The 12,229-nt window shown below is 47.3% G+C and carries 12 protein-coding genes; 10 read left to right on the top strand and 2 right to left on the bottom strand.

Annotated features, from left to right (window positions below):
- Positions 1-19 precede the first annotated feature (19 nt).
- Entirely contained in the window at positions 20-307 is a 288-nt protein-coding gene (locus MRBLPE1_RS08545) for a response regulator transcription factor (RefSeq protein ID WP_364144021.1), read from the bottom strand.
- Positions 208-519: an ATP-binding protein gene (locus MRBLPE1_RS08540; protein ID WP_364144018.1), complete on the bottom strand. Its 312-nt coding sequence runs from the start codon at positions 517-519 to the stop codon at positions 208-210. Before MRBLPE1_RS08540 ends, MRBLPE1_RS08545 begins: the two co-directional genes overlap by 100 nt.
- Before the next feature lie 524 nt (positions 520-1,043).
- Between MRBLPE1_RS08540 and leuB the strand changes: the two genes are divergently transcribed.
- The 10 genes from leuB (at position 1,044) to MRBLPE1_RS08490 (ending at position 12,229) form a co-directional block, all read left to right on the top strand.
- Positions 1,044-2,123: a 3-isopropylmalate dehydrogenase gene (gene leuB, locus MRBLPE1_RS08535; protein WP_364144015.1), complete on the top strand. Its 1,080-nt coding sequence runs from the start codon at positions 1,044-1,046 to the stop codon at positions 2,121-2,123.
- Positions 2,124-2,268: 145 nt separating this feature from the next.
- Positions 2,269-2,817, top strand: coding sequence for a peroxiredoxin (locus MRBLPE1_RS08530; RefSeq protein WP_364144012.1), 549 nt, complete (start codon positions 2,269-2,271; stop codon positions 2,815-2,817).
- 264 nt (positions 2,818-3,081) lie between these two features.
- Complete coding sequence (locus MRBLPE1_RS08525; RefSeq protein WP_364144009.1) at positions 3,082-3,498, top strand: hypothetical protein; 417 nt, start codon at positions 3,082-3,084, stop codon at positions 3,496-3,498.
- A gap of 134 nt (positions 3,499-3,632) precedes the next feature.
- Positions 3,633-4,448 carry an RNA polymerase sigma factor SigI gene (gene sigI / locus MRBLPE1_RS08520; RefSeq protein WP_364144008.1) on the top strand — a complete coding sequence of 272 codons (816 nt, stop codon included), beginning with the start codon at positions 3,633-3,635 and terminating at the stop codon, positions 4,446-4,448.
- Complete coding sequence (locus MRBLPE1_RS08515; RefSeq protein ID WP_364144005.1) at positions 4,445-5,704, top strand: anti-sigma-I factor RsgI family protein; 1,260 nt, start codon at positions 4,445-4,447, stop codon at positions 5,702-5,704. The genes sigI and MRBLPE1_RS08515 overlap by 4 nt, the downstream gene beginning before the upstream one ends.
- 244 nt (positions 5,705-5,948) lie before the next feature.
- Positions 5,949-7,319 carry an ATP-binding protein gene (locus MRBLPE1_RS08510; protein WP_364144003.1) on the top strand — a complete coding sequence of 457 codons (1,371 nt, stop codon included), beginning with the start codon at positions 5,949-5,951 and terminating at the stop codon, positions 7,317-7,319.
- A 221-nt stretch (positions 7,320-7,540) separates the two neighbouring features.
- The gene (locus tag MRBLPE1_RS08505) at positions 7,541-9,064 is read left to right on the top strand and encodes a leucyl aminopeptidase (protein ID WP_364144000.1); all 1,524 of its coding nucleotides are present in this window, start codon (positions 7,541-7,543) and stop codon (positions 9,062-9,064) included.
- Positions 9,065-9,084: 20 nt separating this feature from the next.
- Positions 9,085-10,341 carry an MFS transporter gene (locus MRBLPE1_RS08500; RefSeq protein ID WP_364143997.1) on the top strand — a complete coding sequence of 419 codons (1,257 nt, stop codon included), beginning with the start codon at positions 9,085-9,087 and terminating at the stop codon, positions 10,339-10,341.
- Positions 10,342-10,383: 42 nt separating this feature from the next.
- A complete protein-coding gene (locus MRBLPE1_RS08495; protein ID WP_364143994.1) occupies positions 10,384-11,091 on the top strand; it encodes a DNA alkylation repair protein in 708 nt (235 codons plus the stop codon).
- A 178-nt stretch (positions 11,092-11,269) separates the two neighbouring features.
- Positions 11,270-12,229: an acetylxylan esterase gene (locus MRBLPE1_RS08490; protein WP_364143991.1), complete on the top strand. Its 960-nt coding sequence runs from the start codon at positions 11,270-11,272 to the stop codon at positions 12,227-12,229.

The raw sequence follows: 12,229 nt of genomic DNA, 5'->3' as shown, positions 1-12,229 counted from the left end.
TTCTTGGTAAAATCGATAATCATGATTCCAACAGCCTTTTTAGCAGCTGCGTGCGGTTGGCAGCATTCAGCTTCGTCATCATGGACTTCATATGTTTCTTGACCGTCGCTTCGCTTAAATAAAGCCTCGCCGCTATCTCAAGGTTAGTCATTCCTTGCTCTAGGAGCTTGGCAACCTCTTTCTCGCGAGGCGAAATATCTTCTCTGCTTAGAATGGGGTCTTTTTCATCCGGCCTTTCAGCCGCTGCATGAACGAATGCTTCAGCGCTAGCCGGGCACCTCCCGGAGCTACGGCGAAGCTTTCGCAATCAATCGTAACGGCGAGGGCCTGTTTGGAATGGGCAAGTCTGATGAATTCATCAAGCAAAAAGCTTTTACCGATGCCGGCGGTTCCGTACAGGTTTATTATTTTTTTGCTTAACGGCGGCTCGGTGAGCTCGTTTAAAAATACAGCTATTTCTTCTTTACGCCCGACTAGAAACCTGCTTTCCAGTTCATCCTGCGTTGCATCCTGCGCCATTTCTTACCACCTGCTTGTAAGGGGAACCGTATATTAGCTTCATTTTACACGAAGAGACGTTTTGCGACACGAACATCTTTTTGCGGATTAAAGTATACCATTGGATACCTATTTGGAGCCAAGCGGGTAATATTTTGTGCGCATCGGAAATGGTATTGTTGGATTAACAAACAAGCATTGCGAATCGTCCGATAGTGCCAATCATCAGGGAGGCAGACGGCCACCAGGTACACGCGCCCTACGAGCATGATCTCGCAGCAAGCCGTAACATTACGGTCGTATCGTCTACGGGTTAAATATGATCCATGAATGGGCGAGTACAATCTAATTTCGCTTTCGTCTTTTCGGTTCTTTATAGCTTCAGTCTATAGAGTAAATAGATTTTATATCTTTGTAATCAGACCGTTTTTATGGTACAAATGATAATAGAATGAGAATGAGTGTGAAAACTTGCTTATCGCCAGAAGTTATCCGAATGGTTGAATGGACAAGTTTAATTGAAAAAGAGGAGTGTTACATTTATTATGTCAGACGTTAAAAAAATTGCAGTTATTGCCGGCGACGGTATCGGCCCTGAGGTTGTTGGCGAAGCGCTTAAAGTACTCAAAAAAACCGAAGAGCTTTATGGCTATAAATTCGAAACGGCGAATGGCTTGTTCGGCGGTATTGCAATCGATGAAAAAGGAACGCCGCTGCCGCAAGAAACGCTTGACCTTTGCAAAGGCGCGGATGCGGTATTGCTGGGTGCGGTAGGCGGACCGAAATGGGACAACAACTCTAAAGAGCTTCGTCCGGAAACAGGCTTGCTGGGCATTCGCAAAGCATTGGGCCTTTTCTCGAATATTCGTCCTGCAACAGTGTTCGATTGCTTGAAAGAAGCATCGACTTTGAAGCCGGAAGTTCTTGAAGGCACGGATCTGATTGTAGTCCGCGAATTGACAGGCGGCATTTACTTTGGCGAGAAATTCCGTCGCGAGGGTGCCGGCGGCGAGGAAGCGGTTGATACTTGCGTATACAACGTCCAAGAAATCGAGCGTATTGTTCGTCAAGCATTCGATATCGCAATGACTCGCGGCAAACGCCTGGCTTCGGTTGATAAAGCGAACGTATTGGAAACATCGCGCTTATGGCGTGAAGTGGTAAACCGGATCGCTCCTGAATATCCAGAGGTTGAACTGGAGCACGTACTCGTTGATAACTGCGCGATGCAGCTGCTTCGCCGTCCTTCGAGCTTTGATGTCATCGTAACCGAAAATATGTTCGGCGATATTCTAAGCGACGAAGCGGCTATGTTAACTGGTTCAATTGGCATGCTCTCGTCTGCTTCGCTGGGTGAAGGAAGCTTCGGCTTGTACGAGCCGGTACATGGCTCCGCTCCTGACATCGCAGGTCAAGGGATCTCCAATCCAATCGCGACGATTCTTTCGGTAGCACTGATGTTCCGTCTAACTTTCGGATATCACGAAGCTGCTGCGGCAATTGAAGCTGCAGTTAAAGAAGTGCTTGATGCTGGACACCGTACCGGTGACATCGCAGTTGATAAGAGCAAAGCGATCGGAACAACAGAAATGGGCGATTTGATCGTAGCCGCTCTTAGAAAGTAGTTCCTAGTTTATAATTATTATAAATAAATATTGATTATAATATTGACTTCATTCTAGACTAGTGATACTATTTACTAGGTAAGTCACACAGATGAAGTGACGTGAAAAATAAAAATTTATGGATAGGTCAAGGAGGTTTTCTATTATGGCAGAGCGTTTGGTAGGCCGTCAGGCCCCAGATTTTTCGATGGAAACAGCAACAGGCGACGGTAAAGATTTCGGTACAGCATCACTTGCGGATTACAAAGGCAAATGGCTCGTATTGTTTTTCTACCCGCTTGACTTCACATTTGTATGCCCAACGGAAATCACTGCGTTGAGCGTTGCAGCTGCTGAATTCAAAAAACTGAACACTGAAATTCTTGGTGTCAGCATTGACAGCAAACACAGCCACCGTGCATGGATCAACACGCCGGTTAACGATAATGGCCTAGGCCAACTTGAATTCCCGCTTGCAGCTGATATCACGAAAAGCGTTGCTCGTGACTACGGCGTGCTAATTGAAGAAGAAGGTATCGCTCTTCGCGGCCTTTTCATCATCAACCCAGAAGGCGAAGTACAATACCAAGTTGTTAACCACAACAACGTTGGCCGCAGCGTAGACGAAACGCTTCGCGTATTGCAAGCTTTGCAATCCGGCGGACTTTGCCCAATCAACTGGAAACCAGGTCAACAAACCCTGGTAGCAAAATAATATTTCGCTTATAAATAAACAAAACCCGTGCCATTTTGGCGCGGGTTTTGTTTATTTATAAGGCCGCAAAGCAGATATTATAATAAGAAAGCAGGAATTTCGCTTATATAAAGCGAATAAGGTATATAGCCACAGGACATATAAGAATTCAATGTCTGCATACTTAACCGGTTGTTGATGCTTATGATTCAGGTTTGCTTCGCAAACCTAAGATGATGCTTACGAAGTAGGTTTGCTTCGCAAACCTTTAAGGAGGAGTCGTCAATGAGTTTTTGCTGTGGAGCTAGCATGATTGGAACAAAAGGAACGCTAAAACATTTTCGGACGCATATACATAATGTGCCTATCATGTTTTGCCCGGTCTGCCACCGTGTAGATATTCATTATTTAGTTGAAAACGAATATGAGATATTAGCCGAATATGCGCATGGCGATGGCGCAGCTGAAGTTGATTTTCAGGAGTATGTTGAGCAAGAAGGCAAGGCGCTGCTTGAAAACTGCGTAAATAATGAGAACGAGGATCCGATGGATGTCGTTCACAGTCAAATCGATATGGCACTTGATTTGCTTAGCTTCGCTAAGCAGATTGAGGATACGGAATGGCAGCTTGTTCTGAAGAAGCGTCTGGGGATGCTGAACAACAGAAGGAATAAGCTACGTCAACGCCGTACTTCCGTTTAGTTTATTTAAACACGAATGGTGAGCCTCCTTTTTGGAGGCTTTTCTTTTTTTTAAAATAAATGAAGATCTTCTCATAATGTACCCCCCGAACCGGGCAGACAGAAACGAATCATACTAATAGTGAGGTGGAGCGGTTGTTACTTGTATTGTTCAAACGCTTTCTGCGGAAGCCAGTTTCTGCCGAAGCTGCGGAGGTTGAGCAGAAGCTTACTCCCGAACAATGTGTTGCTCGCATTCGTCAAGGTGACGAACAGCAGCGCGAGCAGTTCATAGCAGACTATAAACCTTATATCATGAAAGTAACAAGTCGATTTTGCAAACGGTATATAGACCCGAGTCGAGATGATGAGTTCAGCATAGCGCTGCTTGCTTTTAATGAGGCCATCAATCAGTTCGAGAGTCGCGCAGGGAAATCATTTATCGGATTTTCTGAAACCGTCATTCGCCGTCGGCTTATTGACCATGTCCGAAAAGAACAAAGGCATTCGAAGGTCGTCCCCTACAGCATGTTTGATTCGGAAGACGATGAGCAGCCTCAATATAATTCCGTCGAGACCAGACAAGCGATAAATGCATTTGAAGTCAAACGGACCGAGGATGAGCGAAGGCTTGAAATATTAGAGCTTGATCATGAGCTTGAACGGTTTGGCATTTCCTTTGCGGAGCTGGTTGAAAATTCACCAAAGCACGCAGACTCCAGAAGACTTTTGATTGGTATTGCGCAAACCCTGGTGAGCGAACCCCAATTGTTAGATTCGCTAAGGCAAACGAATAAGCTGTCTGTTAAAGAGTTAACGGAAATGTGCGGCGTTTCCCGGAAAACGGTGGAAAGAAACCGGAAATATATTATTGCCATTGCACTTGTCATTTCAGGGACTTATCCATTCATGCATGATTATTTACAAATTGCCGGTGAAACAATCGATACGAATAAGGAGGCGAGCAAATGAAACGCGGAGTTGTGATGAGTATTCATAAGCAGCATGCAGTCGTCATGACGGCAGACGGTCAATTCTTGCAAGCCCCTATTCAAGGCATGCCGCAGATTGGCGAAGAGATTATTTTCGAAGAGGAATACAAGAAGCCGCGTACGGTTAAACCTGTTTACTGGTATGGCAGCGCCGCCGCAATTATTATGGTGTTGTTCCTGCCGCTTCTCTTGATCATGCAGCGTGATGCGCATCCAGTAGTAGCCTATGTGAGCATGGATATTAATCCAAGCGTAGAGCTTGGCGTGGACGAGAATGAGAAAGTACGCGAGCTGCGCGCTTTGAATGAGGACGGCGAGCAAATCATTAAAGGCCTTCAATTCGAAGGCGTTAACGTTGAAACGGTAGCCGCTGCCATTTTGGAGAGGGCTAAAGGCTCACATTATCTTGATACGCCTAATAAAGATATTTTTATTACAAGCGTGCTGCTAGGCGACCCTTCCGCACTTAAACTCGATTATGAGAATATTTTGACGGGAAAAGTCGACGAAACTCTTCGGGCATTGTTGACAAATCTTGCTGCCGAGGCGGCAAGCGCGAATATTACAACGATGTCGATCCCGAATGAGGTCCGTGAGGAAGCGTCTGCGAACGGGATCTCTTCCGGCAAGATGGCTGTGTATTTAATGGCAAAAGAAGAAGGTTACTCGATTGAAATCGAACAGCTGAAGCAGCAGTCCATCGATAAAATAACGGAGCCAATCGGCGGAGTAAAGACGATTGTAGATAATGCGGAAGATAAGAGCAAAGAGAAATTGAAAGAACTGGTCGCCAAGGAGAAAGCGGAAAAGGCCAAACAGCAAAAGGCTGATCAATCGAATGCGGTTAAGCCTTCGGCAACCCCGAAATCGAATAAGCCTGTAAAAGCCGCCAAACCTGAACAGCCAGTAACAAGTACGTCGGCTAAACCGTCCGAAACGGCTAAACCGGGTAAAAACGGTGAATGGGACAAAAAGCCTACGGTAACGCCCGGAAAAACAAATAAGCCTGATCGGCCAAATCGTCCGAATACCGATAAGCAGGATGACAAGTATGGAGATCAAGACGACAATCGCAATCAGGATCGCAATAATGATGACGAGGATAACGGCCGGGACAATGATGATCGAAACGGCCGTAACAATGATCAGAAGGATGATAAAGAAAAGGACAGCAAGAGTGATGATAAGCAGCGTGATAAAGATAACGACAAGAAGAATGATAACGAAAACAATTAACAGGATAGCGGTTTGAACGAAGCTGGCAAGGGCTAAATGGGCTGGTTTTTTGATCGTAGAAGCATGATTAAAGGATGTAATCAGGCAAATAGACTAAAGTCCTAATCGACATAGGGCGATGCTATTTGCCTATTTGCTTAACAAATTTCGACAGTATTTCCGATTGACAGCGATTGTAAACTCGCCCTATGATTAGTAGTAACTGTAACCGTTATTTAGAGATATTGCCGGGGAGGAGTACATGATGTTGGCCATTCGAAAGCGCTATTTCCCGGCGCTTGCCGAGTATATAAGAAGTGGTAAGGAAGTATCATTATTCCACGCCAATGAGCTTGGCAAGGAGCTTTACGGAATAAACCCCGAAGAAATAATTGCCGTACACGAGGAATGTATACAATCTTTAGCCGCGAATGTCGATTCTGAGGAGGCTGTAAGATTATACAATCGCTCATTTGTATTTTTGATGGAAATCATGGTCGCATGCCGCTTTCGTTTACAGCCCGAACGATCGACGGAGCAGAAATTTACGGAGATGCGGGAGATGCTTTTCCGTTCCAACCGTTCATTTGAAAAGGTGAAGAATAAATACGAAAATGTGCTGCAGCACATGGACAGCGGAATCGCCCTGTTTGACAGTGACGGTATTTTATCGTTTATCAATGTGCAAATGGCCAAGCTGCTGGATATTCCGCGCAAAACCTTGATTGGCTGTACAATTAAAGAGATTTTAAGGCATAGGCAGCTCACCAGCAGCACCAAGAGAACGGTTCTAAGGCTTTATAAAGAAATGTTTCTCATGCACAGTCGGTACTATGAATTCCAGCACAAAGACGGCAAACATCTACTAGTAACGGTTACTTACGGTGATCAATTAGACGGTGATTTTTTAATTAGCGTCAAGGATGTCTCGGAATACAAGCAAATAGAACAGACGGCGCTGCAAAATGACAAGCTTGCCATGCTAGGCAAAATCGCAGCTGCAATTGCACATGAAATTCGCAATCCCTTAACGAGTATCCGCGGCTTTATTCAACTGCTGCGTCCTTATTTGCTGGAGGTAGGCAAAGAAGAATACGCGCGCATTATTTTAACGGAAATTGACCGGGCTAATGATATTATTTATGAATTTTTAAACTCGTCCAAGCCGTCGGCACCCATGAAACAATTGGTGTCCATCGATCATTTGATAAAGGAAGTTGTTCTGCTGACGGAAAGCGAAGCCTTAATGCGGAATTGCGAGATCAAGTCGGAATGCTATTGTTCAGAGCATCTTGTGTCGATTGACGTAAAACAGGTTAAGCAAGTTATTTTAAACATTATCAAAAATTCGCTCGATGCCATTGAAGAGGTTCATGGCGAACGAAGAGGCCTCATCGACATTATTACGCGCAGCAACGGCCAGTTTGCGGAAATTATCATAAAAGATAATGGCAAAGGCATGGATAAAGCGACGATGAGCCGGTTATTCGATCCTTTTTTCACGACGAAGCAATCGGGAACGGGACTCGGTCTATCGGTAAGCTACCGGATTGTCCGCAACCATAACGGAACGATCCGAGTCGAAAGCCAACCTGGCATAGGGACGGAATTCATCCTTACATTGCCGTTAGCCTAATCGGAGCCGCATCCCTATGAGATTTGGATAATATAAAAGCTCTTCTTCCAACTGGAAAGAAGGGCTTTTCGTATTTTTAAACCAGGATAAAAGCAGCAGTATGCCTCCAATTATAAACATGGAAAAGTACTTAGACGTTAGGTATAATGAGTTTGGAAAAAGATGTTTTATAGAATCATGCCGAATGGATGGCAATCCATGAAGAAAGCGAGGACATATAAATGAGCGTTAAATTTACATACGGGGTTCGGGATTCTGAGCAAGCGGCCGTGGATGCGGTTATTCGATTTGTCAGCAAAAAGGAACTCATTCCAGGAGATACGGCCGCGCAGATCATACAGCCGCAGATCGATGATGCGCTTCGTGCGCTTCATGCCAAAGGTTTGTTTAAGGCAGATGCAGAGCAGATCGAAGTAATGCCGACTTTAGGCCTCTATCCTTCGGCCCATATCGTGTTTGTGGGACTTGAGCAGGATGGCGGAGCAACGGGCCTGCGACTTGCCGCTGCGGCTGCCGCAAAAGCATTGAAAAAAATGCGTGCGGAAAAGGTCCAGGTGCTGTTATCAGAGGCTTTGCTGGAGGGCTCGCAGGCTAAGCTCGGCGCCGAACGTTCGGCCCAAGCGCTGGCGGAGGGTTTGCTGCTTGCGCTTCATGTCCGTCAGCCTTTGAAACGTGAGCAGAATGAAAGATTTACGCTGAAGGAAGTCGCTTTTGTGCCGCAGGCAGCGGCAACTACGCCAGAGGAAGCTGCTTTGTGGGAGCAGGGCATCGCTAAAGGAAAGCTTTATGCGGAAGGCGTTAACTTAGCCAGGGATTTGACAAATCTTCCTGGTAATGATCTTACTCCGGAGCGTCTTGCGCATCATGCGGAGGAGCTGGCCCGGGAACTTGATTTGGAAATTGAGGTTATTGACGAGTGGAGCGCGGCGGAGCAGCGGATGGGCGGTTTGCTTGGTGTCGGTCAAGGCAGCATAAACCCGCCGCGAATGATCGTTATTCACTATAAGGGCGATCCGGGCTCCGAGGAAACTTGGGGTTTCATTGGCAAAGGGATTACCTTTGATACCGGCGGCATCTCGTTGAAAAGAGCGGAAGGAATGCAGGAGATGATCTCGGATATGGGCGGCGCCGCAGCCGTACTTGGAGCAATGCGCGTCATCGGAGAGCTGAAGCCCGCGATAAACGTTATTGCGGTTATTCCAACCGCCGAGAATATGCCGTCCGACCGGGCTATTAAACCGGGAGACGTGCTGCGCATGATGAGCGGACATACGGTTGAGATTGTAAATACGGATGCCGAAGGAAGATTGGTGCTTGCTGACGGGCTCACCACCGCGATTACCAGAGGCGCAACGAAGCTGATTGACGTAGCAACGCTGACGGGTGCCGTTTCAGTTGCGCTTGGCACCCAAGCAACCGGTGCAGTAACAAATCATGAGGGTCTCCTCAAGCAGGTACAGTCGGCGTCGGAGCGGGCAGGCGAGAGAATCTGGCAGCTCCCTTCTTATCCGGAGTACAAGAAGCAGATTATGAGCGATGCTGCCGATTTGAAAAACAGCGGGGGCCGATATGGCGGGACGATAACCGGCGGCCTTTTTATCGGGCATTTTGCAGAAGGCTTGCCTTGGGTCCATCTGGATATCGCGGGAACCGCATGGCTGGAATCGAGCCGTGGCTGGGAGCCTAAGGGAGCGACAGGCGTCATGGTTAGGACATTGATTGAACTGGTTGTTCACCACGAGTAAGCAGAGCGGAGAGGGTTACTATGTTAAAGGACATCCTGCTGCCTAGACGGAGAATGTCCATGCAGCGGAGAGGCTTGCACACGGCTGTTGTGGAAGGTATTCCCGCTACGATTATCGGAAATTTACTCGGAGGTCCGCTGCTTACGGCGTACCTCCTTTATTTGGGAGCAAAGTCGGACGCCATTGGCGCAGCGCTTGCGATCCCTGCATTTGCCAACCTTTTTCAGCTCGTTATTGCCTTTTATATGCACCGTTTTGAGAATCGCCGGTTTTATGTCTTGATGTTCAGCCTTGTTCATCGCATCTTGTGGGTCGCAACGGGTCTTATTCCTTTCTGGGTGCCTGAGAGCTACTGGGTTGCGGCCTATATCGGGATGTTTACGGTTTCATTTATTTGCGCTCAGTCAGCCGGGGTGCTTTGGACATCGCTTGTTGCGGATATGGTGCCTGCCCAGGTTCGCGGACGCTATTTTGGCATAAGGAATACGATCCATTGGGCGGTGGCAAGCCTGTGCCTGCTCATTGGAGGCCAAATATTGAACCGCATGCCGGAAGGCAGCGGCTTTGTAGTGTTATATGTGATTTGCGCAGCAGCCACGGTATGGAACGGTATCGAGCTTTTCCGTTATCCTAATCTGCCGCTGGAGCGCTCGATTGAAACGTCAAAGTGGAAAATGCTTAAAAAACCGCTAGGTGACCGCACTTATTTGTTTGCTACTCTTTTTTTGGCGACCTTTATTTTGATTCAGAACATTGCGGTTCCGCTCTTCTCTTATGTCATGCTGGATATCGTGAAGCTTAATTACACCTGGGTGACTGTCATCACAACGATTCAGATGATCGTAATGATGTTCAGCTATTACTATTGGGGAAATTTGAACAGCAAATTCGCGACGCGCACTTTGCTTAGATGGGCGCTTCCGATCATCGCTTTTGCCTGCTTGCTCTGGTCCGGTATGGAGCTGCTGCCAACGATCCTTGTTTTAGTTATCGTTCATTGCGTCCTAGGGATTGGCATTGGGGGATACAATCTGCTTGCCTTTAATTTTATTATCGGGGATACGCCTAAATCGGAGCGTCCAATGTATATCGCTGTCTTCTCCGCGCTAACCGGCATTACGGGGTTTATCGGTCCGCTGTTAGGCGGTTGGATATATAAGCGCTTAGAGGATAGCCCGTACTGGGTGCAAAGCTACGGCATTTCAATGTTTACAGGGGCATTGCTGCTGGTCATGGCGCTTGCGGTTGGACCTATGGTATTGAAGGGGAAAAAGTAGAGCGCGATTAAGGTTCATATGGCCTAAAAAGGGGACAAGAACATGACATATGAAGAAGTTATGCAGGAGCTGGAACGCCTGGGGAACGAACAAACAAAAATGACTTTCATTCGGCACGGGGCGATGGAACCGTTGTTCGGGGTAAAAATCGGGGACTTAAAGAAACTCGTGAAATCGGTGAAAAAGGACCAGGAGCTTGCGCTTAAGCTTTTTGAATCGAAGAATAGCGATGCCATGTATTTGGCGGGATTAACCGTCAATCCGAGAACCATGTCCAAAGAGATGCTTCAGCACTGGGTAAAGCAAGCCTATTGGTACATGACGGCGGAATATACGGTTGCAAACGTGGCTGCTGAAAGCCCATTTGCCCGTGAACTCGCGCTCGAATGGATAGAATCGGCAGTTGAGATGACAGCTACCTGCGGTTGGAGCGTTTATGCGAATTATATTTCCATAACGCGGGATGAGCAGCTGGACCTAGACGAAATCGGAAATTTGCTGAAGCGTGTTCAAAGCACCATTCATTCCGAACAAAACCGTGTCCGATATACCATGAATGCCTTTGTAATGACGACTGGCATTTATGTTGCAGAGCTGCGGGAAGAAGCGTTGGCTGTTGGGGAGAGCATCGGAACAGTACATGTCGATGTCGGCAATACCGCATGCAAAGTGCCTATCGCAGCTGAATATATCGAGAAAGCAGTGTCGATGGGCAAGGCGGGCGTGAAGAAAAAAACATGCATCTGCTAATTATGGGCTAATGCGTGTTTTACAGGCAGAAGCTGTGTTTCGGGCTATTTATTGATTGACTTGCTGAGTCGTTCAAGAGATAGCCTTTTTGATTGCGGATGACGAACAGGAACTTTGGATTCTTTTAACCGATTGCGAAAATGGACGAAAATACATAGGGGAATAGGGGTATACTGATATGCATGCATTAGAACGTAGAAGAAATGATTTGCTGTCTTATCATCCGCCGTTAACCATGGATGCAGCTGCACTTAATCATTATTGGCAAGCCGTATTAGAAAGCTATGCGGACAAGCCGTTTGCGATTGCCAGGGAGCTGCTCGATACTCCAATTGCTGCCGTAAGGACGGAACGGCTAACCTTTAAGGGAAGTGACGATACGCCTATCCATGGCTTGTATATCGTGCCGCAGCAAGGCTTGGCTGGCGAGAAGCTCCCTTGCGTCATCATTTATCAGGGCTATACGGGAGATAAAGGCCTGCCTGAGCGCTACGCCGCATGGCTGCTGCTTGGTTATGCCGTATTTGCGGTCGATGCGAGAGGGCAAGGTGGCGAAACCGGAAATCTGCTGACCTCGGAAGAAGGTGCGGTCAAAGGCTGGGTAACGCAGGGGCTGTCCAGCATCGAACAAAGTTATTACAGAGCCATAACGATGGATGCAGTAAGAGCTGTCGATGTCGCTCTGCTACAAGAAGAGGTGGATCCTGCCCGAATCGCGGTTGTCGGAGGGAGCCAAGGTGGCGGACTTGCGCTGCTTGCCGCCGCTCTTCATTCGAAGGTAAGCGCGGTCGTCTCCGATATTCCGAATATGTGCCATATGGATTATGGCATTATGCATTCGACGGGCTCTCTGACGGAAATCGCGCAGCATATTAAGCGTTATCCAGAACGCTTGAACGCGGTGCTGGGGACGCTCGCCCATTTTGATCTACTGAATTTGGCAGACCGGATCAAAGCACCGGTCTTAATGTCGGTAGGTTGGAAGGACACCGTATGCCTGCCAGAAACGGTATATGCGGTATACAACCGCATTCGTTCGCGCAAACAGCTGAATGATTATCCATTTTCGGGCCATGAGGTAAGTGAATATCAAACCCGCGCAGCGATTTTGTTCCTGCAGCAAACGTTCAAAAGCTGA

This window comes from Paenibacillus sp. LPE1-1-1.1 (assembly GCF_040676435.1).
In the GTDB taxonomy this organism is placed as follows: Bacteria; Bacillota; Bacilli; order Paenibacillales; family Paenibacillaceae; genus Pristimantibacillus.
Note: the sequence above shows the minus strand (reverse complement) of the source record. Positions and strands in the feature narration are given on the sequence as shown.

Coding starts and splice junctions, on each gene's coding strand:
- MRBLPE1_RS08495 (WP_364143994.1), top strand. CDS start 10,384: ATGACATATGAAGAAGTTATGCAGGAGCTGGAACGCCTGGGGAACGAA.
- MRBLPE1_RS08510 (WP_364144003.1), top strand. CDS start 5,949: ATGTTGGCCATTCGAAAGCGCTATTTCCCGGCGCTTGCCGAGTATATA.
- MRBLPE1_RS08530 (WP_364144012.1), top strand. CDS start 2,269: ATGGCAGAGCGTTTGGTAGGCCGTCAGGCCCCAGATTTTTCGATGGAA.
- MRBLPE1_RS08540 (WP_364144018.1), bottom strand. CDS start 519: ATGGCGCAGGATGCAACGCAGGATGAACTGGAAAGCAGGTTTCTAGTC.
- leuB (WP_364144015.1), top strand. CDS start 1,044: ATGTCAGACGTTAAAAAAATTGCAGTTATTGCCGGCGACGGTATCGGC.
- MRBLPE1_RS08525 (WP_364144009.1), top strand. CDS start 3,082: ATGAGTTTTTGCTGTGGAGCTAGCATGATTGGAACAAAAGGAACGCTA.
- MRBLPE1_RS08515 (WP_364144005.1), top strand. CDS start 4,445: ATGAAACGCGGAGTTGTGATGAGTATTCATAAGCAGCATGCAGTCGTC.
- MRBLPE1_RS08490 (WP_364143991.1), top strand. CDS start 11,270: ATGCATGCATTAGAACGTAGAAGAAATGATTTGCTGTCTTATCATCCG.
- MRBLPE1_RS08500 (WP_364143997.1), top strand. CDS start 9,085: ATGTTAAAGGACATCCTGCTGCCTAGACGGAGAATGTCCATGCAGCGG.
- MRBLPE1_RS08505 (WP_364144000.1), top strand. CDS start 7,541: ATGAGCGTTAAATTTACATACGGGGTTCGGGATTCTGAGCAAGCGGCC.